This is a genomic window from Achromobacter sp. JD-1, from assembly GCF_038594925.1.
In the GTDB taxonomy this organism is placed as follows: domain Bacteria; phylum Pseudomonadota; class Gammaproteobacteria; order Burkholderiales; family Burkholderiaceae_B; genus Achromobacter; species Achromobacter spanius_C.
This window is the reverse complement of sequence record NZ_JBCGCS010000014.1, coordinates 139,655-166,557: the sequence shown is the minus strand read 5'-3', so window position 1 is coordinate 166,557 and position 26,903 is coordinate 139,655. Positions and strand designations below refer to the sequence as shown.

26 protein-coding genes are annotated in these 26,903 nt (G+C 59.3%); 11 read left to right on the top strand and 15 right to left on the bottom strand.

Annotation, left to right across the window (positions count from 1 at the left end; genetic code table 11):
• Positions 1-317: 317 nt before the first annotated feature.
• The 5 genes from WBR68_RS21185 (at position 318) to WBR68_RS21165 (ending at position 6,049) form a co-directional block, all read left to right on the top strand.
• A complete protein-coding gene (locus WBR68_RS21185; protein WP_230695180.1) occupies positions 318-971 on the top strand; it encodes a hypothetical protein in 654 nt (217 codons plus the stop codon).
• A 28-nt stretch (positions 972-999) separates the two neighbouring features.
• A complete protein-coding gene (locus tag WBR68_RS21180) occupies positions 1,000-1,680 on the top strand; it encodes a hypothetical protein (RefSeq protein WP_230695179.1) in 681 nt (226 codons plus the stop codon).
• A gap of 350 nt (positions 1,681-2,030) precedes the next feature.
• A complete protein-coding gene (locus WBR68_RS21175; RefSeq protein WP_230695178.1) occupies positions 2,031-3,608 on the top strand; it encodes a GmrSD restriction endonuclease domain-containing protein in 1,578 nt (525 codons plus the stop codon).
• Between the two features lie 276 nt (positions 3,609-3,884).
• Complete coding sequence (locus WBR68_RS21170; protein ID WP_230695177.1) at positions 3,885-4,133, top strand: hypothetical protein; 249 nt, start codon at positions 3,885-3,887, stop codon at positions 4,131-4,133.
• A 314-nt stretch (positions 4,134-4,447) separates the two neighbouring features.
• Positions 4,448-6,049 (top strand): AAA family ATPase, encoded by a 1,602-nt coding sequence (locus tag WBR68_RS21165; protein WP_230695176.1) that lies wholly within the window; start codon positions 4,448-4,450, stop codon positions 6,047-6,049.
• 969 nt (positions 6,050-7,018) lie between these two features.
• Here WBR68_RS21165 and WBR68_RS21160 read toward each other — a convergent pair.
• The 11 genes from WBR68_RS21160 to WBR68_RS21110 form a co-directional block, all read right to left on the bottom strand.
• Positions 7,019-7,582 (bottom strand): hypothetical protein, encoded by a 564-nt coding sequence (locus WBR68_RS21160; protein ID WP_230695175.1) that lies wholly within the window; start codon positions 7,580-7,582, stop codon positions 7,019-7,021.
• Between the two features lie 847 nt (positions 7,583-8,429).
• Entirely contained in the window at positions 8,430-9,278 is an 849-nt protein-coding gene (locus tag WBR68_RS21155; RefSeq protein ID WP_230695174.1) for a class I SAM-dependent methyltransferase, read from the bottom strand.
• A 105-nt stretch (positions 9,279-9,383) separates the two neighbouring features.
• The gene (locus WBR68_RS21150; protein WP_230695173.1) at positions 9,384-10,559 is read right to left on the bottom strand and encodes a CMD domain protein; all 1,176 of its coding nucleotides are present in this window, start codon (positions 10,557-10,559) and stop codon (positions 9,384-9,386) included.
• A gap of 24 nt (positions 10,560-10,583) precedes the next feature.
• Positions 10,584-12,026 (bottom strand): acyl-CoA thioesterase/bile acid-CoA:amino acid N-acyltransferase family protein, encoded by a 1,443-nt coding sequence (locus WBR68_RS21145; RefSeq protein ID WP_230695172.1) that lies wholly within the window; start codon positions 12,024-12,026, stop codon positions 10,584-10,586.
• 3 nt (positions 12,027-12,029) lie between these two features.
• Positions 12,030-13,613: an ABC transporter substrate-binding protein gene (locus tag WBR68_RS21140; protein ID WP_230695171.1), complete on the bottom strand. Its 1,584-nt coding sequence runs from the start codon at positions 13,611-13,613 to the stop codon at positions 12,030-12,032.
• A gap of 100 nt (positions 13,614-13,713) precedes the next feature.
• Positions 13,714-14,730, bottom strand: a complete 1,017-nt coding sequence (locus WBR68_RS21135; RefSeq protein ID WP_230695170.1) for an ABC transporter ATP-binding protein — start codon at positions 14,728-14,730, stop codon at positions 13,714-13,716.
• Positions 14,727-15,737 (bottom strand): ABC transporter ATP-binding protein, encoded by a 1,011-nt coding sequence (locus WBR68_RS21130; RefSeq protein ID WP_100856133.1) that lies wholly within the window; start codon positions 15,735-15,737, stop codon positions 14,727-14,729. The genes WBR68_RS21135 and WBR68_RS21130 overlap by 4 nt, the downstream gene beginning before the upstream one ends.
• Positions 15,734-16,651, bottom strand: a complete 918-nt coding sequence (locus tag WBR68_RS21125; RefSeq protein ID WP_050449686.1) for an ABC transporter permease — start codon at positions 16,649-16,651, stop codon at positions 15,734-15,736. The genes WBR68_RS21130 and WBR68_RS21125 overlap by 4 nt, the downstream gene beginning before the upstream one ends.
• The gene (locus tag WBR68_RS21120) at positions 16,648-17,622 is read right to left on the bottom strand and encodes an ABC transporter permease (RefSeq protein ID WP_100856131.1); all 975 of its coding nucleotides are present in this window, start codon (positions 17,620-17,622) and stop codon (positions 16,648-16,650) included. The genes WBR68_RS21125 and WBR68_RS21120 overlap by 4 nt, the downstream gene beginning before the upstream one ends.
• The gene (locus WBR68_RS21115; RefSeq protein ID WP_230695169.1) at positions 17,619-19,100 is read right to left on the bottom strand and encodes a SidA/IucD/PvdA family monooxygenase; all 1,482 of its coding nucleotides are present in this window, start codon (positions 19,098-19,100) and stop codon (positions 17,619-17,621) included. The genes WBR68_RS21120 and WBR68_RS21115 overlap by 4 nt, the downstream gene beginning before the upstream one ends.
• Positions 19,097-20,086 (bottom strand): LysR family transcriptional regulator, encoded by a 990-nt coding sequence (locus WBR68_RS21110; RefSeq protein ID WP_230695168.1) that lies wholly within the window; start codon positions 20,084-20,086, stop codon positions 19,097-19,099. Before WBR68_RS21110 ends, WBR68_RS21115 begins: the two co-directional genes overlap by 4 nt.
• 285 nt (positions 20,087-20,371) lie before the next feature.
• Here WBR68_RS21110 and WBR68_RS21105 point away from each other — a divergent pair, with 285 nt between their 5' ends.
• The 3 genes from WBR68_RS21105 to WBR68_RS21095 are packed head-to-tail and all read left to right on the top strand — an operon-like array spanning position 20,372 to position 22,452.
• Entirely contained in the window at positions 20,372-20,818 is a 447-nt protein-coding gene (locus WBR68_RS21105; RefSeq protein ID WP_230695167.1) for a hypothetical protein, read from the top strand.
• A gap of 33 nt (positions 20,819-20,851) precedes the next feature.
• Positions 20,852-21,274: a CopG family transcriptional regulator gene (locus WBR68_RS21100; RefSeq protein WP_050449717.1), complete on the top strand. Its 423-nt coding sequence runs from the start codon at positions 20,852-20,854 to the stop codon at positions 21,272-21,274.
• A 29-nt stretch (positions 21,275-21,303) separates the two neighbouring features.
• Positions 21,304-22,452: an extracellular catalytic domain type 1 short-chain-length polyhydroxyalkanoate depolymerase gene (locus WBR68_RS21095; RefSeq protein WP_230695166.1), complete on the top strand. Its 1,149-nt coding sequence runs from the start codon at positions 21,304-21,306 to the stop codon at positions 22,450-22,452.
• Between the two features lie 148 nt (positions 22,453-22,600).
• Here the strand turns inward: WBR68_RS21095 and WBR68_RS21090 are convergent, their stop codons facing one another.
• On the bottom strand, positions 22,601-23,500 hold the full coding sequence (locus WBR68_RS21090) for a carbonic anhydrase (protein WP_230695165.1): 900 nt from the start codon (positions 23,498-23,500) through the stop codon (positions 22,601-22,603).
• A gap of 29 nt (positions 23,501-23,529) precedes the next feature.
• Here WBR68_RS21090 and fdx point away from each other — a divergent pair, with 29 nt between their 5' ends.
• A complete protein-coding gene (fdx, locus tag WBR68_RS21085; RefSeq protein ID WP_050449718.1) occupies positions 23,530-23,868 on the top strand; it encodes an ISC system 2Fe-2S type ferredoxin in 339 nt (112 codons plus the stop codon).
• A gap of 32 nt (positions 23,869-23,900) precedes the next feature.
• Here fdx and WBR68_RS21080 read toward each other — a convergent pair whose 3' ends face one another.
• A complete protein-coding gene (locus WBR68_RS21080; protein WP_050449695.1) occupies positions 23,901-24,125 on the bottom strand; it encodes a hypothetical protein in 225 nt (74 codons plus the stop codon).
• A gap of 350 nt (positions 24,126-24,475) precedes the next feature.
• Between WBR68_RS21080 and WBR68_RS21075 the strand changes: the two genes are divergently transcribed.
• A complete protein-coding gene (locus WBR68_RS21075) occupies positions 24,476-24,682 on the top strand; it encodes a hypothetical protein (protein ID WP_050449696.1) in 207 nt (68 codons plus the stop codon).
• Positions 24,683-24,741: 59 nt separating this feature from the next.
• On the opposite strand, the gene WBR68_RS21070 is transcribed toward WBR68_RS21075, so the two are convergent.
• On the bottom strand, positions 24,742-25,275 hold the full coding sequence (locus WBR68_RS21070; RefSeq protein ID WP_230695164.1) for a hypothetical protein: 534 nt from the start codon (positions 25,273-25,275) through the stop codon (positions 24,742-24,744).
• 153 nt (positions 25,276-25,428) lie between these two features.
• Here WBR68_RS21070 and WBR68_RS21065 point away from each other — a divergent pair, with 153 nt between their 5' ends.
• Positions 25,429-25,830 carry an Imm1 family immunity protein gene (locus tag WBR68_RS21065; protein WP_050449698.1) on the top strand — a complete coding sequence of 134 codons (402 nt, stop codon included), beginning with the start codon at positions 25,429-25,431 and terminating at the stop codon, positions 25,828-25,830.
• Between the two features lie 72 nt (positions 25,831-25,902).
• Here the strand turns inward: WBR68_RS21065 and WBR68_RS21060 are convergent, their stop codons facing one another.
• Positions 25,903-26,868, bottom strand: a complete 966-nt coding sequence (locus tag WBR68_RS21060; protein WP_230695163.1) for a 2-hydroxyacid dehydrogenase — start codon at positions 26,866-26,868, stop codon at positions 25,903-25,905.
• Between the last annotated feature and the right edge of the window lie 35 nt (positions 26,869-26,903).

Below are 26,903 nucleotides of genomic sequence, written 5' to 3'. Positions count from 1 at the left end.
TGGACTTCGGGTTGCGTGCCATGGTCGGTCTCCTTGAAAACCATCATAGGCCTGCACACAAAAATCCTGACAGTCCCGCAACGCGATCAGCATCGATTCGTTAAGCCAAGTTGTCATTTGCGGTTTGCTTGTGCATCAGCTTTGGCAAGGTCGGCGGACACCACACCGCAAGAGCAGCCCAAGCACGGGACAGCACAATCCGCATCGTCGGTCGGGACTCGGAGTAACGCGCGCATGAGCGCTTTCCGGAGTAACGCGCGCATGAGCGCTTTCCGAGATAGAGAGTTTCTATCCTGCAACCTTAGAACGAGATGTTGATGTTCCGTATCACTATCACAGCAGCAGTTGTCCTCTCCCTCGGCGCTTGCACGACCGTCAAGCATGCACCGATCTCCCAAGATTCCCTGAGCAAGCTGGAAGGAAAATCCATCGTTTCCTCCCGCTACGGCCAGCCCGACTTCACTGCCTTTACCGCTGGCAAGGCTGCATTCGCGATGCTTGGCGCTGCCGCCATGGTCACGGAGGGCAATACCATCGTGAAAGAAAACGGCATCGAAGATCCAGCGATTGCGATCTCTGCCGGACTGCAAAGCAAGCTAGCCAGCTTGAAGAACACCACGGCCGTGAACGCATCTGGCGTGGCAGCTAAAGATGATGTCGCAACGGTAGTCGCCGCCAGTCCAGGCGGCGATTATGTTCTGGACGTGAAGACATTGACGTGGATGTTCAATTACTACCCGACGGATTGGGCGCATTACCGGGTCAGCTATACGGCTAGGTTGCGGCTGATTGATGCGGCGAAGAAGACTGTGGTGGCGGAATCGGCTTGCACAGGGGTGCAGGGGAATGATAAGAACCCGCCGACTAAGGATCAATTGCTGGAAAACGGGGCGGGGATGTTGAAGGGATATTTGGCGAAGGCGGGAGAGGCTTGCACGGAGGTGCTGGCGCGGGACGTGTTGAAGCTTTGATTAATTAATGGTTTCTTGGTTTACGAAAATGAATGATATCGCCACACAACAACACTTCCACGAGCGTCTGAGATGCGCAGTCTCTTTGGCATGGACGGTATTCGGTCGAAAGGTGGGAGGCGGCCTAATACCGATAAATAAAGAGGCATCTATGCAACTGCAGTTTGCATATATTCTTAAACAGATCCTCCCGCTAATAAATTATCAACCAGACGAAGGGGCCGAGGTCGAACTGGAAACGGGCGTCCGCATCGGGGACAAAACAAACAATATTGATATCCTGCTCTGCGGTCGGTCCGCAGCCGGAGACGTGAAGATCGCGATTGAGCTGAAGTGCTATAGAACGATTGCAGCGTCTGGAGGTAACCGCGGTGCCCACGACATTTTTATGAAAGATGTCTACGAGGACTTACACATTTTAGAAAATTATGTCACAGCGGGCGTGGTGTCGACCGGAGTTGCACTGGTAATGAACGATCTGCCAAGATTCGTCGAGCCTCGGACGAAATATGGAAAATGCTGGGCATACGATATTTCGAATGGATTTAAGTTTCCCGGGGGAAAGATCGAGGTGCCAGTGGGTGGAAAGGCCGTCAATATTAATCTGAAGAATTCCTACGAATTCAATTGGAAAAAATTTGGTGAATTTTGGTTTGCCGAGCTGGAGGGGGTTGCGATCCCACAAGGTGAATTGGTTAATCTAATTTAGTTCTATAGCGTCCGGACTTCGATCTTGTAATGCGGCCTTCGCTGAAAAGGTTTCTCGAACATGGTCCTATAGCTATCACGGGGGCTTAGTTCGGTTGGCAAAGATGGGAAATAGGGGCGTTTATATCCTTTTAACTCGCGAGATTGCCCCAGCGCCTATTTGGTTGAAATTGAAGCACGATCCTCGGCATCGCAAGGCGACAAGCATAGTTATTGAGGGGAGAATTATGCTGGTTTATCCGCGCAGAAATATTTGCGAAATACAAGTTTGCTATCGGTTTTATAACTGATTTTTATATTCTTACTTTTCTCGCAATAACATGTTATTTAAATGGATGAGTGGTGTGCGTAATGAGTGCAAATAAAATAACTCCTTCCAGTCCTCGTTTGGGTGCTCTCCTGTCAGATGTAAGTAGGGGAAATATAAAGATCCCTGTCTTTCAGCGAGAGTACGTGTGGAAAGACGAGCAAATAATGAGCCTGTTGGACTCCATATATCAAGGCTATCCCGTCGGTTCCTTGCTACTTTGGAGTACCAAGGTGCCCTTGAAGCACGAGCGCGATGTCGGAGGATTCGAACTGCCGAAAACTCCGGAAGACTTTCCTGTAAATTATTTGCTTGATGGGCAGCAGCGTCTAACGACGCTTTTCGGTGTTTTTAATTCCGATGCTAAAACCGCTGACCCCGCACTCGCTGAATGTTTTGATGTTTCGTTTGTTCCTGAAACTGAAATTTTCTTACATTCCAGTGTCGCGGATCCGGCTAAGAGCATTAACTTAAGGGCTATTCTCGACACAACTAAGTTGCTCCCGGAGTTGGCTAGGTTTTCTTCGGAAGACCAAAAATCAATAGCCACGCTGACCGAGAGATTCAAAGACTATGAGTTCCCTGTCGTTACTATCAGAGATCGCTCCAATCAAGAGGTCTGCCGGGTCTTTCAACGTATTAACTCATCGGGTACTAGTCTTTCGACGTTGGAACTGTTGTCAGCGTGGACTTGGTCCGACCAATTCAATCTCATTAACGAGATTCAAACTCTCTTGGACAGGTTAGCGGATTGTGGCTATGAAGACGTAGGCGAGGAGCTCGTCCTTCGTTGTCTAGCAACTATCGTTCAAGGAAGTATCGATGCAGATGCACTGGTCGACGCTCCGCCAGAGAGATTGATTGAGGGAATGACAAAGCTCAAACAAGCTATGTATGCTACGGTCGATTTCTTGGAAAAGGAACTCCGAATAAAAAACATTGTGTTTGTTCCGTTTCCTATAATGCTAGTGCCTCTAGTCGGATTTTATGCGCGCACTCTTAAGCCAACAGCGTCACACCTGATGGGTTTGAAGCGCTGGTTTTGGCATTGCGCGTTCACGCAGAAATACAAGGCTGGAACAAATACTGCTGTCTTGGAAGATCTGAAGCGTATGGAAGCTTTTGCCAAAGATCCTACCGTGTTTTCTGCATTAGATGCCAAGGTTGATCCTGCTGTCTTCACGAAGACCTGGCGAATTAATTCCACGATTGCCAAAGCCGCCATTTGTCTGCTCGCACAAGCCCAGCCTCGAACTTTTCTTAGTGGTGCCCTGGTAGATTTGGGCACTGTGATGTCCGCTTACAATGCGAGGGAGTTTCATCACATTTATCCCAAAGCGTTTCTTGCAACTCAAGGGATTCCTTTCCATCAATCCAACATTATTGCAAATGTTTGTCTGCTAACGTCCTCGGACAACAGGAGTATTAGTGATAAGAGTCCTGCTACCTATATGACCAGTATTCCGGTTCATCAGAGAGACAATATTGCAGATGGAGCGTTAATTCCCCGGTCTATGTTGGATGGCTCGTATACCTATAGCGACTTTATTAATGCGCGCGCATTGCTTCTTTCAGAACAAGCTCAATCTTTAGTGAAGTATGGCACGTTGCAGTTAGTTTGAGGCAATGCGCTATTTAGTGGTGTTTTAATCATTGATCGATTGGGCGCGTAAATCCGTGAATTTAATACGGAACAGGGTTCTTGTCGGAAATGGTTCTTCGACGTTTGCACTCCGACAGCGTTGCCATAGTAGCTTGCGTTTAGCAAGCGGGTCTGTGGTGCCCGATTATGCGAGTCGGCAGGCGGCCCGCCCCGTGTCTTCTGCTTTGGCAAACGGTTTCGTAAAAATTTTTCGCCCATTTTTGTTTTTTTAGCGGTTGAACTTAAGGAGTAATTGATGGCAACAAAGAAGGCTTCCCCCGCAGGAACTGCAGCAGCACCGGCCAAAAATCGAGTGAACTCGTTTCGCCCGAAAAAATATGAAGATCATGAAATTGTGGATGCGGACAACAAAGTAGTTGGACATATTCGAGTGAAGCCAAGCGGCGTTCTTTGGTCACCAAAGAATGGAAAAGACTGGTATGGAGTCTCACTAGACAAGCTTGCAGAATTTCTTGAGGGAAATGGCAAAAAGCAAAGCAAGTAAAGCGCGGTCGCTTGGCCAATTGTCAGTTACGACGGATCGTGTATCACGTCCGCTGGAAATAAAGTGTCAGACTAAAGTTGCACTCAGGCGAGCTGAGGAAATTGCGGTCTGACACCTTAATTGCGGCTTATGCGCCTCAGTATGCTGGAAATGAGGATGTGTTAGACCTGTACCGCGAGTGGCTTCCCATATTGCATAATTAATAGTGTCGAATGCATTGGCTTGTTGTCATTCGAGGCTACTGGAGACGTTAAACACGCACAGCCGAAAGCAAGCCGAAGTAACCGGAGTTAAAGGTTCAGTTTGCAATTGCGGTGTTGCAGCCTGACAACTTTATTTTGTTGCCTACATCCGAGGAATTCATGCTGCTCACCTTCAAAAAACTCGCGGTTCGACAGTATTCTGATAATGGTGCTCGTAACACGTTTCAATTGTCGCCCGATAATTGGGATGACTACTCCTACAAGACAAGCTTCTCGCTTTCATTCGTTACCAATGATGGGACTCGCCTTGATTTCGGTATAGTGAAAATTGGATATTTAGGTCAAAAACATGGCTGGACGGAAGCGGCCATACCAGAGTCTTTTAACGAGCTGCCCGAGGGGTGGTTTTCGCTGGGTCAAGATGTTGATTATTATCAGGCTGTAAAGGACAAACTATCAAATGAGGTGGGTGACAGTCTTTTACGCGCACTGAAGGACGTCGTTGTCAACGACGCAATCCACACGCGGGCAGAATCGGAGGATGTATTTAAGGATTCACTCATGCGCGGAGTGAGCACTTCGGTTATCAGCGGACAATTTAAGCGCGTGCTTAAAGGTGAGGCGCAGCTTTCGGATTTTAAATTCGCCTTTCAGCAACTCGCTGATGAGCGTCATGCGGCAGTTAATTTAATTTTCAATGTTAGTGCTGCGTCTCATCCTCCGACTAATATTCATGTTCTTATCGGCAGAAATGGTGTCGGTAAAACTACGCTTTTGAATAACATGGTGCGCGCGCTGGTTGTGAATGGGCCGCCAACCCAGCCGCCTTGCCAGTTCACCGACCGAGCAATGTATGGTTCGGCCATGCAAAAGGACTATTTCAGTAGCGTTGTTTCGGTTTCCTTCAGTGCGTTCGACCCATTCATTCCTCCAATGGATAGGCCAGATAGAACGGTGGGGCCAGCCTACTACTACGTGGGCATGAAGACCATTCGCCAGGGGGATGGTCGCGAATCTAGTCCCCCCAAAACGGATCTCGACTTAGTAAACGAGTTTGTGGAGAGCTTTAGCCTCTGCTTGAGCCAGCCTGCGAAAAAGATGAGATTCTTCGGCGCTATCTCTCGACTCGAATCCGATGCAAATTTTAGAGAAATGGGTTGGGCGCATCTCATCGATCTCCCCGACGATCTCGCCATCCAAGAGTCGCGCTCGATGGCTCGCCGAATGAGTTCTGGTCATTCCATCGTTTTGCTGACGCTTACCAGGCTTGTCGAGTTGGTGGAAGAGAAAACGCTGGTTTTGCTGGACGAACCGGAGAGCCATCTTCATCCCCCCCTTCTATCCGCGTTTACTCGCGCAGTTTCCGAACTGCTGTACAACCGTAACGGCGTTGCAATTGTCGCTACTCACTCTCCGGTCGTTTTGCAGGAAGTTCCAAAGTCGTGTGTTTGGAAGCTCACGAGAAGCCGCCTTGAGGCTCGAAGCGACCGACCCGAGCGTGAAACCTTCGGTGAGAACGTTGGAGTGCTGACCCGTGAAGTATTTGGACTGGAGGTTTCTAGGTCCGGCTTCCATGAAATGCTGGAGCGAGCAGTTGAGAATGGTGGAACGTTCGCGAGCATCGCGCAGCGTTTCGATGGGCAACTTGGTGACGAGGCTCAAGCCATTCTGTTAACACTTCTTAGGGCTAAGACGGAAGGGGTGCAGGAATGAGGCTACTGCCGACTCCAGCTCTGAGTCGAGCAACGGTGTATTTCGATTGCGTGGCGGGTGTGGCGGGTCCGGAATTGTCCTCCAGGCTAAATGTCGCAAATGACAGCGTGGATGCAGCCTCCGAGCAATACGCATTGCACGCGGAGAATAAGCAGTTGCACATGCTTATCCCGTGCGCGTGGGGGGGCGGGGATCAAGTCGCGCTAACAAATATTACAAAATCGGAGTTTGTAGCTCTGTACGACGACCAAATGTCGAATGCCAAAGGTAGTGGCCGTTCACATTACGATAAATTAAGGCTCACTAGACTGGGGATTTGCCCATTCTGCGGATTTGGACATGTTTCCACGCTGGACCATTTTGCGGCAAAATCTAGGTATCCTGCGTTCTCTGTGTTACCCATTAACTTAGTTCCGTCTTGCTCGGACTGCAACAAAGGCAAGGGTTCTGGACTAATAACGGTTGAGACTGAGATGCCGCATCCATATTTTGAGGACTCGCGAATCGAGACAGATGGATGGCTAATCTGCGATGTGATCGAGACTCTGCCAGTGACAGTCGTTTATCGAACCAACTTTCCGGCAGATTGGGATAATTTGTTGAGTCGAAGGGTGCTGAATTATTTCAATGAACTTAAACTTGCGTCGAGATATGCTGTCCAGGCAGCTAGCTATTTGGCAGGTGCAAAAGAATTTTTGGCCAGTTTAAGCGCGGAGGAATTGCGGTGGTATATAACCAAAAAGGCGAATTCGTACGAATATAAGAATGAGTGGGAGGCCGCGCTTTATGCTGGGTTGGATAGGTCAGAGTGGTTTATTCAAGCCGTGTGCCGGGGCTAATTTAAAGTTGCCTAGCAACGGCAGCGAGAATTTCCTGTCATGCGAGCGGATAGCCCAGTCAAAAAAATAAGGCGCCGGATTGAAATTTTGCTTAGGGTGACCATTTTTTCACAGGTCAGCGCGCGGAGGGCTATCTTGAGTTCGGTCGCTGAAACCGAGCAGAGGCGCGACCGTCGTGTAGTAGCGCTTGAAATGCCTCACCGATGCTCTGTTCGGCATCTTGAATTTGAGTGATGACTAGCTTCAGACTCTGTGTTATTTCCTCCTCGTCGGCTTCATCGGGAACCTCTCCGAAATATTGGCATAGGCTCCTTAAGCGGTTGACTTGGGCGAAAGCCAAAGCGAGTCGGTTGCTAACGACCTCACTTAAAATGTCCGCCTTGTCCAGAAACTGCGATGGCAATTCCAGGGTGATAAGTGAGGCCTTGGACGCAAAATTCTGGCGTTCGATTTGATAGTTCAGCACTCTCAATAAGTAGGTGGTATCTCCACCGCCGGGTGGAACAATTAGACTTCTGAGTTTGGCGATTTCTAACTGTGCAACAGCTAACGGAGCTGTCATGATCTGCGCTAGAAGCCGTCTAGATGCCCGTCGTTCCCGGCGTCTTCGATATCCGTCGACCAGCCAAATAGCCAAAGCCGTCAATGCGGCAAAAGCGGTCCAGTCAATTTTCATTTCTGCGAGAATTGGCATAGGTAATTCCCTGATGACTTTTGGAAAACCTCTCGTTCGAGGCCTATTCTAAGTTGAGCGGCGGATGCCCACTAACAAGAAAAGTGCAGCGCTACAACTTCATGATCGGAATGTGATGACATCGATTTCGGATTGACGGAGCCGGCCGACATTAGCTGAAGACCGGCTCCATCCGACTATTTTCTTAATTGGTAGGGAGAGCCGCCTAGGACAGCTCACACATTGATCGTGGATTATCAAGTGCCACTCCTATGAGTTCAGAGAGATGGTCACAAAGAGCCTCGACCCCGCCTACCAAATTCGACGCAATCCAATCGTCCAACGGCTGTGCGTCCGCAGAGTCCGCCTCATTCACACCATTCCCCACAATCCGAGCAATCGCCCAAATCCCTTGGCAAGCCCGCTCCATCTTCCTTAAATCATCCACCCGCACAAGCGCAAACTCCGGATCATCCGGCGTGGCCCAACGGTCATAGGTATAAGGGTGATCATTCATAGCAGCCTCTTTCGTCGTTAGACCCGCTCCCCGCTGTCAATCGGGGTGGGCGGGCGCAAGGCCGGGTTGACAGACCGGTGACAAAAGAAACCGGCGCACGCGAGCGTGCCCCAGCCAAGGCCCGCCCATAGCAGGGACGTGCGTCGGCCTACGGACGTAAAAATGCCGCTATTGCAGCGGCAGTCCGCCTTTTGTCATTTCCGGCTGTCAAACCGGACGGTCATTGGTGTGACCGCAGGGCGAGTATACGGCGGAACGCTATGGAAGCCGCAACGATGCGAGTGACGTTTTTGTCTCGCCCCAAACGACGGTCAAAATGCACAAAGGGCTCCGCAGAGCCCTTCATCATCTTCATGCAGCAACCGGCACAAAAAACCGATCCTTCAACTCCTGCAACCCAATCCGCTCCAACATCTCCGTCAGCCTCTCCGCAGGCTTCCTGGTCGGCAGATTCTTATACTGCGCCACGATCAGCTCATTCTTCATCGAATGCTCCCACCCGACCAGCTCCGTCACGCTGACCTGATACCCATGCGCCTCAAGCTGCAAGCACCGCAGCACATTCGTAATCTGGCTTCCAAACTCCCGCGTATGCAGCGGATGCCGCCAAATCTCCGCCAGCGGATCAGCCAGCGCCTTGCCCTTATTCTTCCTTAGCACCGAAGCCACTTCCGCCTGGCAGCAAGGCACAACGACGATGTACTTCGCCTTCTTCTCCAACGCAAAGTGAATCGCATCATCCGTTGCCGTATTACAAGCGTGCAACGCAGTCACCACATCAATCGTCGCCGGCAACTTATCCGACGTGATCGATTCCGCCACAGAGAGATTCAAGAGCGACATCCCGCCAAACCCGAGCCGTTTCGCCAGTTCCTCTGACGACTTCACTAACTCTTCACGAGTCTCGATCCCATAAATATGGGACCCATTCCCGACGGCATCTTTCTGTTCCTTAAAGAAAAGGTCATACAGAATGAACCCCAGATACGACTTGCCAGCCCCGTGATCCGCAAGCGTCACCGCGCCGCGTTCTTGTTGGACGTCCTTTAGCAACGGCTCAATGAACTGAAACAGGTGGTAGACCTGTTTCAGCTTACGGCGGCTGTCCTGGTTCATCTTGCCGTCGCGGGTCAGGATGTGCAGGGCTTTGAGGAGTTCGACGGACTGGCCGGGGCGGATGTCGTGGGTTTTTTCTGACATGGGGGAAGGCAAAGCGCCCCGCACGGGGCGGGGCGCGTAGTGGCGCGGAAAGCGTCAGTTTAACGAATACGCTGACGTGGCCGCAGGGCGGCGGAAAAGCGGGTCTTAGCCTACGGTGGCAAAAACCGGTTCGCCCAGGTTCAGCATCAAACGATTTGCCCAGGCGAAGATCGCGTCCGAGTGCAGCAGGTCCAGCACTTCGCCTTCGCTCAAGCCCGCATCCTTCAATGCCTGGATGCTGTTGGCGTTGACGTCGGCCTGGGCTTCGGTGATCTGGATCGAGAACTGGGCAATCGCCAGTTCACGCGCCGTGGTGCCGGCGGTGTAGGGGTCTTCGAACACTTGCGCGATCACTTCATTACGCTTGGCCAGTTGTTCGAAGCGCTGCGCGTGGACGGATGCGCAGTACACGCAGCCGTTCACACGCGAGACGACCGTGGAGCCCAGCTCGCGTTCGGCGCGCGACAGGCCGCCTGGGGCGTACATGATGGCGTTGAAGGCGGTGGAGCGCTGGCGCAGGATTTCCGGTTGGTGGACCAGGAACAGGTAGTAGTCCGAGACCTTGGCCTTGGGATGGCTTTCTTCCAGGACGGCGACTTGTTCCGGGGTGGCGGTGTCGACGTTGACGACGTCGAGCCATGCCTTCCACTCCAGCACTTCGTTGGTGAAGCCGTGGGCCTTGATGACGGCGCCGGGTTCGGTGGCGGCGGTGTTGGGTTCGAAGGGCGCGGGCGGGACGGCGGCGGCGTGGGGGGCTTGGCCTTCCAGGTCTTTCATCGCGATCAAGCCTGCGACCAGACGGGTCTGGTACGACAGGAAGGCGATCAGTTGCGACAGGGTGACGACCGCGGGCGTGGAGACGCCGGCTGCGGGCAGGGTCTTCAGCGCGGCTTCGTCGCCTTCGACGGGGTTTTCGATCAGCTTGCGCGTGAATTCCAACACGGCAGCCAGGCGCGGGGTGGAGGCGTCTGACGGCTTGCCGGATTCTGCGACGGCGATGTCGGCGGGGGCTGCATCGGTTTCCGCCAAGCGGGCGCGGTAGTGCGAGGCCAGCAGCGGCGACAGGCTGATGCGGGTGGCGTACAGCGCGACCAGCAGGCGCTCGGCGAGCGACAAGCCGGGCAGTGCCGGGTCGAACAGGGCGTCGTAGCTGCCTTGCGTGGCGGCGGCGACTTTTTCGCGTTGGTGGCGGACCTCAAAAGTTTTGCTGCCGGGGGTCAGGCCGACGAGCTTGTCGACCAGATCATTGACGGCGTCATAGACGATGGGTTGTTGTGCCATGGGGATGTTCTCCTTGGTGTCTGATCAGCCGGCGTTGCCGGAAGTGCTTGCCGAAGGGGCAGCAGCCGATTGCGAGCTTGCGGCATCCGAACGAGTCGATTCCGCGCTAGCCGAATTAACCGTAGCCGCCCGCGCCTTTACCGCCGCGTCCAAAAACTTCTTCACGCCTTCCCACGATTCCTGGTCGGCGCGTGCGTTGTCTTTCGGATTCCCGCCGCTGGTGCTGATCTTGCCCGACACGGGGTGGGCGTAGACGAGCTGGGTGGTGGGCACGTACGGGAACAGGATCGAGTGGCCGCCGTTTTCGTAGTCGAGCCATTCGACGGGGTAGGGGTGTTTCACGTCGACCAGCTTGTCCTGCACCATCTTCGAGTACAGGCTCGACGGCCACGAGCCATCGTCGGTGGCCGACAGCAGCATGACCGGGCCTTCGATGTCTTCCACGCGAATGCGGGCGCGGGCGACGGCGTCGGGGTCTTGCAGCGCGGTCAGGATGGCTTTCTCGTGACGGTGCGGCGATGGGCCTTCGTCAAACGGGGCCCACGTGGCGGTGCGGTTGTTTTCCCAGACGTGGGGGATGGGCTTGCCGCCCAGCAACCACGTGGGGCCTTCGCGGCCGATCTTGGGGTCGCAGGCGTTCTGGCCGCTGTGGACGACGGCGCCGGGTACGTAGGCGACGACGGCGGACACTTCCTTGGGAAAGGTTGCGCCCAGCAGCAGCACCAGTTCACCGCCGCGCGATTGGCCGCTGATGGCGACGAAGTCGTGCTTGGGTTGAACCTTTTTGCGCAGCCAGCGCAGGCCGGTCTGGAAGTATTCCAGTGGGGTGTTCGAGATGTAGTCGGACAGGCCGGGTGCCTTGAAGTACGCCAGCGCAAAGGCGGCATACCCGCGCGATGCGTAAAGCGCTGCGCGGGGTTCGTTGATGCCGCCGCCCGAGCCGTTCAGGATCATGACGGCGGGGTGCGAACCGGGCTTGCTGCCTGCCGGCAGGTACAGCGTGCCGACCAAGCCTTCTTCGCGGACCTCGTGGCGCGTGACGCCGTCCAGCGCCAGGCGTTGCGTGAACGTGGCTTGGGCCTGCATGTCGGCTACAGCGCCGGCTTCAGCGCGCGCTTCAGCACCGCCTTCAACCGCACCCACACGCGCAACCACATCGGTAACCAAGGCATCGGTCACCGGGTGGTTGAAGTGTTCGCGGCTGGGCGAGTCCACCGGGGCTTGCGACCAGATCAAGCCCATCGGCGACAGGCCGGTGTAGTCGCCCGAGATGGGCGCGTCGCGGGTCAGGTCGACGGCGCCGTCTTCGCCCGCCGTGTAGGCGGCGTGGGCTTGCCACAGCACGCCGTTACGGCGGGTTAGCGCGCTGATCTCGACCGTTTGGCCGGGTGCAACGTTTTCCACCCGAATCTGGCGCGGCACGTCGATCAAGGCGTCCGCGGGGGTGATGGTCAGGGTCGGCGCCATGGCTTATTTACCGGCAGCGGCGGCGGGTTCTTTGGTGACCATCATGGCGGCCGTGCGGTCGCTGGTCATCGGCGTCACCTTCAGGCCCTTCTTGGTGGCCCAGATGTTCTTGTAGTGGAACAGCGGGAAGATGCCGACGTCGTCCGACACAAGCTTGACCGAGTCGCGCAGGATGGCTTCACGCTTGGCTACATCGAATTCCGACGTGGACTGTTCCAGCGCGGCGTCCACCTTGGGGTTGGAGTAGTGGCCCCAGTTGGAGGCGCCCAGGCCCTTCTTGGGGTCGACCGACGCCAGGATGTTGACCAGCGCGTAGCTGCCTTCACCCGTGCCGTTGCCCCACGCCAGCATGCTGACGGCGAATTCGTTCTTGTTGGCGCGGCCCGAGTACACGGCCCATGGCACCACTTCCACTTGGGTCTTCACGCCGACGCGGGTCCAGAACTGCGCCACGGCCTGGGCCGTTTCCGGGCCTTGCGGGTAGCGGTCGTTGGGCACGTGCATGGTCAGCTTGAAGCCGTCGGGAAAGCCCGCTTCGGCCAGCAGCTTCTTGGCTTGCGCGACGTCGTTGGGGATGTCTTTGACGTCGGGGTTGTAGCCGAAGGTGCCCTTGGGCATCCACTGGTTGGCTTCGGTGGCCGCGCCTTGCAGGATGCGGTCGGCGATGGCCTTGCGGTTGATGGCCAGGTTCAGCGCTTGACGCACGCGCAGGTCCAGCAGCGGGTTCTTGTCCAGCGGCTTGCCGTTGTTGTCGGTGATGTACTGATTGGGCGCGGGGTTGAAGCTGGGTTGCAGCAGCATGACGCGCAGGCCGTCGTACGGGTACACCGAGATGTTGGCGGCCTTTTGCAGCTTGGTCAGGTCCGACACCGACACCTTGTCGATCACGTCCACGTCACCGGCCAACAGCGCAGCGGTGCGCGAGGCGGCGTTGTTGATGTAGCGGTAGTTGACCTTGTCCCAGGTGGCCTTCTCGCCCCAGTAGCCGTCGTTGCGTTCCATGATGACGCGGTCGCCTGGCGTGTAGGACACGAACTTGTAGGGGCCGGTGCCAACCATGGCCTTGCCCGAGTTGTAGTCTTCGGTGGTGGACTTTTCACCGACGTGCTTGCTGACGACGTGTACGGATGCCAGGTTCAGCGGCAGGTCGGGGTTGGGCGCCTTGGTCTTGACGATGAGCGTCAGCGGGTCCTTGGCGGTCATCGTGTCGATGGTGCGCAGGTAGCCGGCGTAGGTCGCCACGCTGCCGGGCACGGCGCGCGCGCGGGTGTAGGAATAGATCAGGTCGTCGGCGGTAAACGGCGTGCCGTCTTGCCACTTGACGCCTTCACGCAGCTTGAATTCCCAGGTGGTGGGGTCCAGCGGCTTCCAGCTGACGGCCAGGCCGGGTTGAAGCTTGTTCCACTTGTTCTCGATCAGCAGGTCCCAGAAGTGCAGGGCCACCGAGCGGTCGCCGGCGTGGTTGTTCAGTTGCGGGTCCAAGGACGACAGCGGGTCGGCGAAGCCGATCGACAGGTTGTCGGCGGACGCGGCGGCAGAGGCGCCGAGGATGGCGGCGGTCAGGGTCGAAAGAATCAAGCGTTTCATGTTCGGGGTCCTTGGTAGGGGGGGAACGAGTTAAGTGTTCCGAAGGCTGCGTTGTCATTCAGGCCACTGAGGGCATTCAGGACAACGCCGCCAATTAGGTTCAGGCCATGTCGTTCAAATGACAGGCGCTTAAATGGTTGATGGCGATTCCCTTCAACGTGGGAACTTCGGTCTTGCAGCGCGGCATCGCATGCGGACATCGCGGATGAAAATGGCAGCCGCCAGGCGGGTTCAGCGGGCTGGGAATCTCGCCTTTGATCGCGGTAAAGACCTTGTGGCGCGATTTCAGGCTGGGAATTTCCGCCAGCAGCGCTTGCGTGTACGGGTGGTTGGGGCGCTGGAACACTTCTTCCACGGTGGCCGTTTCCACGACGCGGCCCAGGTACATGATGACAACGCGGTCAGACAGGTGTTCCACCACGCCCAGGTCATGGCTGATGAAGAGGTACGTCAGGTTCAGTTCTTCGCGCAGGTCCATGAACAGGTTCAGGATCTGGGCTTGAATGGATACGTCCAGCGCGGCCACGGCTTCGTCGCACACCAGCATGGACGGCTGCACGGCCAGCGCGCGGGCGATGCCGATGCGCTGGCGCTGGCCGCCGCTGAATTGATGCGGATAGCGTTGGCGCAGGGCGGGGTCGAGGCCCGCGCGTTCGAGCTGGGCGCTGACGTAGTCGTCAAAGTCGCCATTGCCGACCAGGCCATGGATGCGGGCCGCTTCGCCTACGATCTCGTCCACGCGCAGGCGCGGGTTGAGGCTGGCGTAGGGGTCCTGGAAAATCATCTGCACGGTCAGGCGCGCGGCGTGGGCGGCGGCCGAGTTCATGTCGGACGGGCGCACGCCGTTGATGCGGACTTCACCGCCGGAAGGCGTCAACAAGCCTGCGGCGATGCGGCCCAGCGTGGATTTGCCGCAGCCGGATTCACCAACCAGGCCGACGACTTCGCCGGGGTTCACGATCAGGTCCACGTTGTCGACCGCGCGCGTAATGGCGGGCGGCTTTGACAAGCCCATGCGCTGCATGGCGCGGCCGGCTGCGCCGACCTTTCTTTCGCCAAAGCGCTTGCTGACTTGCGAAAGGTCAATCAGCGGAGTGGGGGCGGCGGATACAGTCATGCCGTCACCTCGTTGTGGATCTGGATAGTCGGATGGAAGCAGCGCACGTCGTGTTCGGGCAGGGCTTGAGTGATGCCGGGTTGCTGGCCACAGGCGGCGGTGGCGCGCGAGCAGCGCGCGGAAAACGCACAGCCGGCGGGCAGGTGCAGCAGGTTGGGCGTCATGCCGGGAATCTGGCGCAGGCGCTGGCCCCGCAGGTTATTGCTGGGCAGGCTGTCGATCAGGCCCACCGTGTAGGGGTGCTGCGGGCGGTCAAGCACGTCGTCGACCTTGCCGTGTTCAACGATGCGGCCGGCGTACATCACGGCCACGTCATCGGCCAGGCCGGCCACCACGGACAGATCATGCGTAATCCAGATCAGGCTGGTGCCGTGCTGCTGCGCCAGCTTTTGCACTTCAGACAGAATCTGCGCCTGGATGGTCACGTCCAGCGCGGTCGTGGGTTCGTCGGCAATGATCAGGTCGGGGCGGTGCAGCATGGCGATGGCAATGGCCACGCGCTGGCGCATGCCGCCAGACAGCTGATGCGGGTAGGCCAGCAAACGTTCTTCGGGGCTGGGAATGCCCATCATGCCCAGCGTGTCGCGGGCCAGCGTGCGGGCCTGCGCCTTGCTCATCTTGTTATGCGCGCGCACGGTTTCGATCATCTGCACGTCCACCCGCAAGACGGGGTTCAGCGTCATCATCGGATCTTGGAAGATCATGGCGATGCGGTTGCCTTGCAACTTGCGCAGTTCACGCGGAGCCAGCTTGGTCAGGTCGCGGCCCTGGAACAGGATTTCTCCGCCGACGATGCGGCCGGGGGCGTCGACCAGACCCATGATGGAAAAGCCCGTCACGGATTTGCCCGAGCCGGATTCACCGACCAGGCCCAGGATCTTGCCGCGCTCTAGCGTGAACGACACGTCGTCCACGGCGGGCAGCACGCCCGCGCGGGTATGGAAGTGCGTGCGCAGGTTGCGCACTTCAAGCGTGGCCGGCGCGCCGGTAGCGGTGCGGTCGGTCATTTGTGAGTCCTTGGGTTCAGCACGTCGCGCAGGCGGTCGCCCACCAGGTTGATGGCGACGATGGTGATCAGCAGCGCGATGCCGGGGTAGAAGCTGATCCAGTATTCGCCGGACAGCATGTATTGAAAGCCATTGGAAATCAGCAGGCCCAGCGACGGTTCGGTCACCGGCACGCCCAGGCCCAGAAAGCTCAAGGTGGCTTCCAGCGTGATGGCGCGCGCAATCTGCAAGGTGCCGATGACGATCAGCGGCGGCAGGCAGTTGGGCAGAATGTGCTTGAGCATGATCCGCCAGTTGGGAATGTCCAGGCAGCGGGCGGCTTCCACGTATTCACGGCGGCGTTCCACCAGCGCTTGGCCACGTGCGGTACGGGCGTAATAGGCCCATTCCAGAATCACCAGCGTCAGCACCACGTTGCCCACGCCCTTGCCCAGAAAGGCCAGGATCATCATGGCAACCAGGATGGACGGGAACGACAGGATCAGGTCGACCAAACGCATGATAAAGGCGTCGACCTTGCCGCCCGCGTAGGCGGCAAGCAGGCCCAGCAGCGTGCCGACGATGCCGGCGATAACGGCCGAGCCCACGCCCACCATCAAGCTGATGCGCAGGCCGTACAGAATGCCGGACAGCAAGTCGCGGCCCTGGCCGTCGGTGCCTAGCCAGTAGTGGAAGGTGTCCAGGCCGTTCATGGACCCGGGCGGCATGCGGGAATCCAGCACGTCGATTTGCAGCAGGTCATACGGGTTCTGCGGCGAGATCCACGGCGCGAAGATGGCGGCCAAAATCAGCAGGGTGGCCACGGCCAGGCCGAACACCGCCGTTTTGGACGACAGGAATTCGGTCAGGTTGCGGCGCCAGGGCGATTCGCGGCGCAGGGCGGGAACCTTCTCGGGGGTTGCAGTGGTGCTCATGCCGAGCCCTCCAGCCGTACCCGGGGGTCCAGCACTTTATAAAGAATGTCGACGATCAGGTTCAGCGTCACGAACAGGCACACGACCACGATCAGGTAGGCCACGATCACGGGGCGGTCCAGCGCGTTCAGGCTGTCCAGGATCAGCTTGCCGGCGCCCGGCCACGAGAAAATGCTTTCCGTGATGACGGCGAACGCAATGGTCGAACCCAGCTCCAGGCCCAGCACGGTCACCAGCGGGATCATCGTGTTGCGCAGCACGTGCACACAGACCACGCGAAACGGTGACAAGCCTTTGGCGCGGGCGAACTTCACGAAGTCCAGCGGCATCACGTCGCGCACGCCTGCGCGGGTCAGGCGGATGACTAGCGAAATCTTGAACAGCGACAGGTTCAGCGCGGGCAGGATCAAGTGGCGCCAGCCGTCGGCGGTGAGCCACGACCACTGAAAGCCCAGGAATTCCACCGTCTGCCCGCGGCCGCTGGCGGGCAGCCAGCCCAGCGACACGCTGAACGTCATGATCAGCATCAGCGCGACCCAGAACGTGGGCAGCGAGAAGCCGACGATGCTGCCGGCCATGATCATTTTGGAAAAGCGGCTATCGGGGTAAAGGCCGGCAATCAAGCCCAACGGCAGGCCGATGATGACGGCCAGGCCCAGGGCGCTGATCGCCAGTTCCAGCGTGGCGGGCAGGCGCTGGATGACGAGTTCAATCGCGGGAATGTTGTAGACGAAGCTGTTGCCCAGGTTGCCGTGCAGCGCGCCGTTCAGGAACGCCAGGTATTGCTGCCACAGCGGCTTGTCCAGGCCCAGTTCCGCGATGATGCGGGCGCGGTCGACCTGGTCTACGTCCTGGCCGATCAGGATGTCCACGGGGTTGCCGATGGCGTGCAGGCCTACGAAGACGATCAGCGTCATCAGCAAAACCACCACCGCCGCTTGCGCGACACGGCGTATCAACCAACCAGTCATTGCGCGGTCTCCGCTTGCGAGGCCGCAGCCTGGGCGGGCGGCGGGGCGGGCGTCCATTCATCGCCGAACACTTCGGGTTCGGAAAACGCTTCCATATTCGCGTAGTACGTTTCCACGTCTTCGCGGTAGAACAGGCCGGCGATGCCTTGCGCCAGGCGCTTGGCGCCGTCGCTGATGGCCGGGATGTCGCCCGAAATCGTGCCTTGGGTCAGCGCGGCGGGGTAGGAAAAACAGTGCACGCGGTCCAAACCCGGGCAGGCGCCGGGGACTTTTTCTTGCAGTTCGAAGACGGCGCCCAGGTCGGGCGAGTCATGCAGTTCCTGGTCTTCTTCGCCGGGGGGCGGGGTGAAACGGTCGCCCCAGTTGCGCACGTGAGGCGCCAGCGGCGCGAATTCCGGGCGCACGGTCCAGTCGATACGAAAGCCCGTGGAGAAGATCAGGAAGTCCAGCACGAATACGCCTTTGGGCGTGGTGACGTGGATCTCATCGCCTTCTATGGCCAGGTCTTGCACGCCACAGCCCAGGTTGAAGCGGGCGTTCGGGAAGCGCGAGACGCGCAAGGTGCTGCCGCGCGGGGGCGGCACTTGGGCGGCGTTGATGTAGTGGCGGATCTTCCACTTCCATTCGTCGGGCAGGGTCAGGTGGCCGTGGGTCAGGCCGGGGTTGCCTGCGCCTTTGCCTTTGTTCACGCGCGGGATGTCGTTGCGGCGGATCAGCAGGTCGACGCTGGCGGCGCCGGCTTCCAGCGCCGTGCCGGCGCTGTCCATGGCGGACGCGCCCGCGCCCACGACGCCGACGCGCTTGCCGGCCAGCGTGGAGTAGTCCATCACGTCGGACGAATGCGCCCAGCGGTCACGCGGCAGTTTCTTGGCAAAGTCAGGCACGTAGGCGCCGCCCAGGCCGTCGCGGCCGGTGGCCAGCACCACGCGGCGGGCCAGCACGGTGCTGCGTCCGGCGGTGGATTCGATGTCCAACTGCACCAGGCGGTCGGCGCGCGGTTGCACGGACAGCACGCGATGGTTGTTGCGCACGTCCAGGTTCAGCACGCGGCGATACCAGCGCAGGTAGTCCATCCATTGCAGGCGGGGAATTTTGTCCAGCGCGTCCCATTCGGCCGAGCCGAATTGCGCTTCGAACCAGGCGCGGAAGGTCAGGGCGGGCAAGCCCAGCGCAGGGCCGGTTAGTTGCTTGGGCGAACGCAGCGTTTCCATGCGGGCCGTGGTGGCCCACGGGCCTTCGTAGCCTTCGGGCGCTTGATCGAAGATGGGCGCGGTGATGCCCAGATGCGTCAACGACGCAGCCGCGGCCAAGCCGGCCATGCCGCCGCCGATGACGACAACGTCCAGTACCTGTTGGCCGTCAACCAGACGGGGCGCAACCCAGTTCTTGGCGGGAATCTCCAGCCAGGACAGGTCTTGCCGCAAACGCGCTTCCAGCGCATCCAAGCCTTGCGGCGGGGTGGCTACGGGCAAATTCATAGTGTGGGGGAGTCCAAAACAGGGGCGTCATCACCGTAAACAGAGTGCAGCAGCGCGGCATGCTCGCTGGCGTCGTGCAGCACAAAGCCGGGCAGCAGCGCGGCGGCGGCTTCGGCCAGCGCGTCGGCCATGGCCTGGCAGGCGGGCGTCAACGGTTGGGGTTGCGGTTGCGGCTGCGGGGTGATGACCCCAAAGAAGAAAGGGATGTCCAGGTCGATAGGCCGGATCGCCACGCCCGGCATCGGGACGCCGTAAGCGGTGATCGGTTCCAGCACCGACACACCCAAGCCGGCGCGCACGGCGGCCAGGGCGTTGACGGACGAATTGGTTTCAATGGTGCCGGGCGCGTTGCCGTTGGGGGCAAGCGCGGCGTCCAAACGGCGGCGCAGGCGGTAGGGGTTGGCCATGGTGATCAGGCGGCGGCCGGCCAGTAGCGCCACGGGCACCATGTCATGCGCGGCCAGCGGATCGTTTTCGGGCAAGGCCACAACGCAGGGCGCTTGCGCAATCCAATGCACCGTCAGCCCGCGGTGTTCCAGCGGCAGGCTGGTGGCGCCTAGCTGTGCGGCACCGCTCAGCACCGCATGCACCACGCGTTCGGGGGAGGCACTGCGCACCTGAATGCGCGCCGCGCCGGTTTGGGATTCGATGCGTTTGAGCGCGTCCGGCACCAGGCCGGCAGCCAGCGCCGACGTTGCCGCCAGCAGCAGCGGCTTGGCCTGACCGCGCGCAATTTCTTCGGCGCGGCTGCGAATCTGCTGCAAACCGGCCAGCGCGCGTTCCACGTCGTCATACAGCAGAAAGCCCTGTTCGGTGGGCGTGACGCGCGGCCCGCTGCGGTTGAACAGGGCATAGCCGATTTCCGCTTCAAGCTCTTGCAACAGGCGGCTGATGGCCGGCTGCGAACGCCCAAGCAGACGCCCGGCAGCGGTGACGCTACCTGTAGACATGACGGCCGCGAAGGCCTCGAGTTGGCGAAGTTCCATCTGGGGTGCTTTATGCTCAGCGCGAATTCTGACCCGGCAAGTATGCGCGCAGCAAATAGTTAAAAGGCATAAGTAAATTCCCTAATTCGGCATTTCCTTATGCGGTTTCATAACTGCCAGTTATTTCAAGGGCTTAGGGTCGAAGCGTGAAATTCCCGGGTGCCAGGGGCGGCGTGTAGCGTGGCCTTGGTACCATGGCCGCACAGAAGATCGAGCCGGCGCGCGCGCTCGACCAACAGGGGCCAAAGCACCAATAAGGTGGATGGCCGCAACCGGGATCAGGACATGTTCAAGAAAATCACCGATCTGGCTTCGGGCGCGTCTGGCACCGCCAAGAACTTGGCGGACAAGGCGTCCCGGTCAGTCAGCAGTGCAGCGGCAAGCACCGCGTCTTCAGCCGTGAAGGTCAAGGCCACTGGCGGGGCCGCCTTGGACGCAGTCAGTGGAAAGGGCCATGACTTGATTGACCAGCATTGGCCAAAAATCGAGCGAGTGGTGGTGGATGGCCTGTTGAACGTGGCCTCTGACAAGTTGAAGGACGAGGCGTCGGTGCAGTTGGTTTTGGAACGGGCCTACGAGGCGCTGCCGACGCTGGTGCGTTTGGCCTTGTCGCGAGAGCGCTACCTGGAAATTGTCGTCAAGCGCAAAGGGCCCTTGCTGGCTCGTATTGAAAGCGCCCGTGCTCGGCGTCAGGCCAATGCCGAGGAATCTATCAAGATGAAACATCCATAGGCCATCCACTTGGATGGTTTTATGCTTTGTTCCATGCCTCCACGTCCCCCACGCCTCGCTTCCGCTCCCAAGCCTTCAGACGAAAAGATCACGATCAACCTGGGTTATGTCGACCTGGGCCAGATTGATCTTCTGGTTCAAGAGGGCTTCTACGCCAACCGGACCGACCTGATCCGCACCGCCATCCGCAACCAGCTTGCCGCCCATGGCGATGCCGTGCGGCAGGCGGTCAGCCGGAAGACTTTGGTGTTGGGTATTCAGCACTACACGGTCGACGATCTGCTCGCGGTTCAGGCCGCGGGTGAAATGCTGCAGATCCGGATCCTGGGGCTGGCGACCATCGCGCCGGACGTGACGCCCGAATTGGCGTTGGCCACGATCGAATCCGTTACGGTATTGGGGGCCTTGCACGCCAGCCCCGCCGTCAAGACTGCCCTGCGTCAGCGCATCCGCTGACCCCTTATTGCCGCTTCCAAGGTCTTCCTATGCACCCAGAATTTCAGCAACTGATGAGCCAAGCCACGCGGCTTACCCGTTCCGGCAACCTGGCCGCGGCCACGGCCGCCATTCAAGCCGCCTTGCTGGGCGTGCAGCCCACGGCGGCATCCGCCGCACCGCGCTATGACGAGGCGGATGTGATTGATGTCGAGGCGCGCGAGGTTCCCGCGCGGTCGCCGAGCGCTTCATCCCCAGCCGCCGCGCCGTCCCCGGCACGGGACGATGGCGCCGCCCCGACATCCAAGCCCACCCACCGCGCGCCCGGCGAGTCCTCCGTCACCCAGGGTGATTTCTTCACTGCGGGTTCGTTTCGCAATAGCGCCGGTCAGCGCGCCTACAAGCTGTATGTGCCGCCGGGCGTGAACGGGCAAGCGAGGCCGCTGGTGGTGATGCTGCACGGCTGCACGCAGGACGCCGACGACTTCGCGGCCGGCACCGCCATGAACGAAGCCGCGCGAAAGCAGGGTTTCTATGTGCTGTATCCGGTGCAGCCGCGAGAAACCAATCCGCAAAAGTGCTGGAACTGGTTCAAGCACAACCACCAGCAGGCCGGCAAAGGCGAGCCGTCGATATTGGCCGACATGACCCGCCACGTCATCGCTGAATACGGCATCGATACGCGCCGCGTCTACGTGGCGGGGCTGTCAGCGGGCGGCGCAATGGCCGCGATTCTGGCCGATACCTATCCGCAGTTGTACGCGGCTGCGGGCGTGCATTCTGGCCTGGCTGCGGGCGCGGCCAAGGACCTGCCGTCCGCCTTGTCGGCCATGAAGGGCATTGGTGTCCGGCCGGGCGCGGTGTCCAGCACGCCGGTGCCGACCATTGTTTTTCATGGGGATCGCGACGCCACCGTGCACCCGGCCAATGCCGGCGCGGTCGTCGCGGCCAGTGCCGGCGGCGATGCGCGCGTGCAAAGCCAGCGCGTGGCGGGGGCGAACCAAGGGCGTGACAGCACCAAACGGGTGTACACGAATGCGCAGGGCCAGGTGATTGCGGAATATTGGGAGGTGCACGGGGCCGGCCATGCCTGGGCAGGCGGGTCGCCCAAGGGGTCGTATACGGATCAGAGCGGACCGGATGCCACGCAAGAAATGCTGCGGTTCTTCTTTGAACATCCCTTGGCGGTAAAGCAGTAAGCGCGGGGAAAGCGTTACGCAACCAGGCAGGCGACCAAGTCGCTATCCGGTCGCGGCCTTCCAACAGGAAAGGCCGCGACCGTGCAAGCGCGGGTCAGGTCGGCGCGATCAACCCGCGCAGTCAACCCGCACAATCAAACCCGCACAATCAAACCAACGTCACCTTCCCCGTGGCCAAGTCATACACGCCGCCCGCCACCATCAACTTCTTTTCCTGCACCATGCCTTGCAGCACCGGCTGCGCCGTCTGCAAGCGCTGGACGGCCTGACGGACGTTTTCAGCGATTGACGCTGTCAGCAGGTTCTTGGGGTCGCCCTTGCTGGCGCGTTCCACGGCGGGCTTGATGGCACTGACCAGTTGGGGCAGATGGCCGGGCAGCTCGGCGTTTTCTTTCAGGACCTTTATCGCGGCGTCCACCGCGCCGCAGTTGTTGTGTCCCAGCACCAGGATCAACGGCGCGTTCAGAATCTTGGCGGCATATTCGAAGCTGGCCAGGCCATCTTCGTTGACGAAGTTTCCCGCGACCCGAACGATGAAGACATCGCCCGGGCTTTGGTCGAAGGCCAATTCCGGCGCCACCCGGGAATCAGAGCAACTGAGTATGGCGGCGATCGGCTTTTGTGTTTTAACGCGAGCCGCCCGGCCCGCTGAAAAGTCCCGCATATTGGGTTTGTTGGCCGCATACCGGGCATTGCCGGCCATCAGTCGTTTCAAGGCTTCGTCGCCGCCAATATCATTCGACGGCACTTCGGCATTGGCCGTTTCCGCCCAGCCGGTCGCGCCAAAAGCGGCGAGACCTGCCGCGCCCAATAGCAGGCGACGGCGTGGGGCGGAGTCCGGGGAAGGGGTAACGCAAGCAGCGCAATCGCACATGAGGGTCTCCCAAAGGACACGATGTCCAGAGAATTCGTGCGCATTGATTGTGCGGCGATAACCGTGTTTTGGTGCGGTAATTGGGGTGAAATTGACGATTATTTTCAGTCGCGGGCGCTTGACCTTGCCATCGTGGGAATCTTTAGTCTCGGGGCACTGGTTTGAATCTTCCAAGACCGACACATAAGGTGGGCCCGCCCAATATGCCAAGAATCACCGTTCTTCCCCATCCCGATCTTGCTCCCGCCGGCGCGGTGCTGGACGTATCCTCAGGGACTTCCCTCTGTGATGCGTTACTGGATCACGGCATTGACATTGAACACGCGTGCGAAAAAAGCCGCGCCTGCACAACCTGCCACTGCATTGTGCGCAGCGGTTTTGATGCGCTTAATGACGTGGAAGAGGGCGAAGAGGACCTGCTGGACCGCGCGTGGGGCGTCGAGCCGCAGTCGCGCTTGAGCTGTCAGGCCATCGTCGGCGAACAGGACCTGACGGTCGACATCCCCAAGTACACGGTCAATCATGCAAAGGAAAATCACTGAAGTGAAGGGCAACGCTGCGCTGCCCGTCGTGACTACGGGCGCTTGTGTGCCACGGCCACCGCGACGGCGCCGTCTGGCAAACGGTACTTGCCATCGCCCAGCCAAGTCACTTGCTCGCCTGATTCCAGCGTGCAGACATAGCGATGTTCTGGCGGCGCGTCGGCACTTCGAGTAATAACCAGGCGACGTTCAATGCGTACGGTCGACCGGTCCGGCAGTTTGACAATTACGTCAGACAGCCGTGAGCCTGAGGCCATGACAAAGCCCTCCCTCAGATTGCCAATCCGTATCGGGCCGGATGTTGTTATGCCGACGGACGGCGGTTTCACCCTTGGCGCTTTATTGATAGCACTGAAGGCGGGAGAGGAATATCGCCCTTGTGGGCGAATGCCGCCCGCTATCACTTATGCATGACATGCGTGCGTTCCCAGCAATGAAGGGCTTGTTTGCGAACCCTTACGTGGCTGTTACAACTGCGCAGATAGGATTTCGATATTCGAATATTGGAGTCCATCATGAATAACGAAAAGCCGACCCCTGAACCGAACAAGCGCCGCTGGCCGTTTGGCTATGCCGACGAAGAATTGCGTCGCTAACGGAGTCAGGCATGGATTGCTCAGTCGAAGGAAAGGTCGCTTTCACGGATGGACATTCGTACCACTTCGCCACGGTGGATGCGGCGCTGGCATTCGCGGAATGCGTAAAAAGCTCGCAGCAGCCCGGCCAATGTGCGGCAGCCAACGGCTGTACGCAGACGGTGAAGCTGGAGGATGTGGCGGCGGCCGAAGAGAAGGAACGGCAGGAAGAGCGCTGATAGCGGTTGACGCTCAGGCGCGGCTTGCAGTTGACCACGCCGGGGCGCTTCGTTTCACGTCACGCCACTTGTGACGCGTCTGCGCTTGCCGGACGCACGCTGCCCGGTTTCCCGTAGAACCAGTAGGCGCAAAGAAAGCCGCTCAGCATTCCGGGCAAGCCCCCTACAAAGAACGGAAACACCACATCGCCCACGGCGGCCTCGCGGCCGGAGAATGGCAAGAAAGAGCCCATTCCAAAGACCAGACCGACCAGCGCAATCTTGCCCAGCGCTGCCCAGGTGGATTGCACGGGCCTCAGCGCGCCGGCCACGACGCCGCACAGCAGTGCGGGGATCACCCCGAATAAATAGAACCAGGGCAGGCCGAAGACCATGATCATCAGGTTTCTAGGGGTCTGCGAAATGGCGCTGAGCACCAGCGTGACTGCGATGCCGCCAATGGCGGGCGCAATAAACGCAAACATCAAGCCGCCCGCGAAAAGATCGCTGCGGATGCGGTGGCCGGTGTCGTCGGGGCTGCGCCGGGTCACCCGATAAATGATGGATGCCACGGTGGCCAATAGCAAAACGGCGGCGGTGATGATCAATTTCATGGCGCAATTCTGGCATAAACCGTGGCCTGCACCTGCTTGCCCCGATCCCGGTAGACTGCTTCTTTTCACGCCTTGTTTTTTACGGGGCAGCAATAGACCGGCGCTGGCCCACGCGGGTGGCCACGCGTCCAAGACCAAGGGGGCTGGAACGCTGTGAAAATAAAAAAACTGATTGAAGAACGCCGCCTGGGCGAACGCGTCGCGGTCAGCGAGCGCGAGGACCCAAGTCACGCCGATAACTTGGCCGCGCTGGACCAACTGGACGGCGCGCAATTCAGTTCCATCGCCTTCGTGACGGAAGACGAAACCGTCATGGCTATTGGGGGCGGCGATGGCGCGTTTGTCGTGTCCATCACGTTGGATGACGACGCGCGCATCTATACGCTGATCGACCCGTCGCGCTCGGAAGACCACGATCAGGAAGTGGTGGTGGGCGGCCAAGCGGGCAGCTACCAGCAGTACCAATGCGTGGACCGGGATATGGCGAAGGCGGCCCTGCTGCATTTCCAACAGGAAGGCGCGCCGTCACCCGACTTGCAGTGGGTCAGCGAGTAAGGGCGAATCCAAGCGCTGTGCCCGATCGCTTTGGCCCAAGCGCCGCGACGCCGGCGCTTTCGTGCCATTGGCTTAAACCACCCGCGTCAGCACTTTCTCGTCCCGAAACCAACCGTCCAGGTTCGCCACCATCAAATCGGCCATGGCGCGGCGGGTTTCGTGCGTGCCGCTGGCGATGTGCGGCAGCAGCACCACGTTATCCATCGCGTGCAGCGCGGCCGGGGTCTCGGGTTCGTGCTCGAACACGTCCAGCCCCGCGCCCGCGATGCGCTTGTTCTCCAAAGCGCTGACCAGCGCGGCTTCGTCAACCACGGTGCCGCGCGCAATGTTGATCAGCCAGCCCTGCGGACCCAGCGCGTCCAGCACCCGCGCGTTCACCATGTGCTGCGTGGCGCCGCCACCCGGCACGGCCAGCACCAGGAAGTCGCACTGCGCGGCCAGTGTTTCGATGTCTGCCACGTAGCGGTATTCCGCCGGCGCATCGGCGCGCGGCTTGCGGTTGGTGTACAGGATTTCCATGTCGAAGGCGGCGGCGCGGCGGGCGATCTGCAAGCCGATATTTCCCAGCCCCACGATGCCGCAGCGATTGCCGCTCATGCGGGTGCCCAGCGGAAAGCCTTCATTGGGCCAGCTGCCGGCGCGCACGAAGCGGTCGGCTTGGGCGATGCGGCGCGGCGCGGCCAGCATCAAGGCCAGCGCCGTGTCGGCCACGCAGGCGTCCAGCACGCCCGGTGTGTTGGTGACGACCACGCCGCGCGCCTTCGCGGCAGCCCGGTCGATGGTGTCGTAGCCCACGCCAAAACTGAATATGCCTTCCAGCGCGGGTAGCGCGTTGATCAGGTCGGCCGTGGCGCCAAAGCGCCCGCTGGTGGCGATGCCGCGAATGTTCGCACCCTGTTCGCGCAGCAGCGCATTGGCATCCGCCGCTTCCCACAAGCGATGCACGTGATAGCGCGATTCAAAGTCCGCAATCAGGTCTGGCAGCAAAGGGCCGACCATTAACAGGTGCGGGGCGGAGGAGGGCAGGGAATCGGTCATGGATGCGGCTTATTGGGATGGAGGTTTCATCGAAA

Coding starts and splice junctions, on each gene's coding strand:
- WBR68_RS21185 (WP_230695180.1), top strand. CDS start 318: ATGTTCCGTATCACTATCACAGCAGCAGTTGTCCTCTCCCTCGGCGCT.
- WBR68_RS21180 (WP_230695179.1), top strand. CDS start 1,000: ATGAATGATATCGCCACACAACAACACTTCCACGAGCGTCTGAGATGC.
- WBR68_RS21175 (WP_230695178.1), top strand. CDS start 2,031: ATGAGTGCAAATAAAATAACTCCTTCCAGTCCTCGTTTGGGTGCTCTC.
- WBR68_RS21170 (WP_230695177.1), top strand. CDS start 3,885: ATGGCAACAAAGAAGGCTTCCCCCGCAGGAACTGCAGCAGCACCGGCC.
- WBR68_RS21160 (WP_230695175.1), bottom strand. CDS start 7,582: ATGCCAATTCTCGCAGAAATGAAAATTGACTGGACCGCTTTTGCCGCA.
- WBR68_RS21155 (WP_230695174.1), bottom strand. CDS start 9,278: ATGTCAGAAAAAACCCACGACATCCGCCCCGGCCAGTCCGTCGAACTC.
- WBR68_RS21150 (WP_230695173.1), bottom strand. CDS start 10,559: ATGGCACAACAACCCATCGTCTATGACGCCGTCAATGATCTGGTCGAC.
- WBR68_RS21145 (WP_230695172.1), bottom strand. CDS start 12,026: ATGGCGCCGACCCTGACCATCACCCCCGCGGACGCCTTGATCGACGTG.
- WBR68_RS21140 (WP_230695171.1), bottom strand. CDS start 13,613: ATGAAACGCTTGATTCTTTCGACCCTGACCGCCGCCATCCTCGGCGCC.
- WBR68_RS21135 (WP_230695170.1), bottom strand. CDS start 14,730: ATGACTGTATCCGCCGCCCCCACTCCGCTGATTGACCTTTCGCAAGTC.
- WBR68_RS21130 (WP_100856133.1), bottom strand. CDS start 15,737: ATGACCGACCGCACCGCTACCGGCGCGCCGGCCACGCTTGAAGTGCGC.
- WBR68_RS21125 (WP_050449686.1), bottom strand. CDS start 16,651: ATGAGCACCACTGCAACCCCCGAGAAGGTTCCCGCCCTGCGCCGCGAA.
- WBR68_RS21120 (WP_100856131.1), bottom strand. CDS start 17,622: ATGACTGGTTGGTTGATACGCCGTGTCGCGCAAGCGGCGGTGGTGGTT.
- WBR68_RS21115 (WP_230695169.1), bottom strand. CDS start 19,100: ATGAATTTGCCCGTAGCCACCCCGCCGCAAGGCTTGGATGCGCTGGAA.
- WBR68_RS21110 (WP_230695168.1), bottom strand. CDS start 20,086: ATGGAACTTCGCCAACTCGAGGCCTTCGCGGCCGTCATGTCTACAGGT.
- WBR68_RS21105 (WP_230695167.1), top strand. CDS start 20,372: ATGTTCAAGAAAATCACCGATCTGGCTTCGGGCGCGTCTGGCACCGCC.
- WBR68_RS21100 (WP_050449717.1), top strand. CDS start 20,852: ATGCCTCCACGTCCCCCACGCCTCGCTTCCGCTCCCAAGCCTTCAGAC.
- WBR68_RS21095 (WP_230695166.1), top strand. CDS start 21,304: ATGCACCCAGAATTTCAGCAACTGATGAGCCAAGCCACGCGGCTTACC.
- fdx (WP_050449718.1), top strand. CDS start 23,530: ATGCCAAGAATCACCGTTCTTCCCCATCCCGATCTTGCTCCCGCCGGC.
- WBR68_RS21080 (WP_050449695.1), bottom strand. CDS start 24,125: ATGGCCTCAGGCTCACGGCTGTCTGACGTAATTGTCAAACTGCCGGAC.
- WBR68_RS21075 (WP_050449696.1), top strand. CDS start 24,476: ATGGATTGCTCAGTCGAAGGAAAGGTCGCTTTCACGGATGGACATTCG.
- WBR68_RS21070 (WP_230695164.1), bottom strand. CDS start 25,275: ATGAAATTGATCATCACCGCCGCCGTTTTGCTATTGGCCACCGTGGCA.
- WBR68_RS21060 (WP_230695163.1), bottom strand. CDS start 26,868: ATGACCGATTCCCTGCCCTCCTCCGCCCCGCACCTGTTAATGGTCGGC.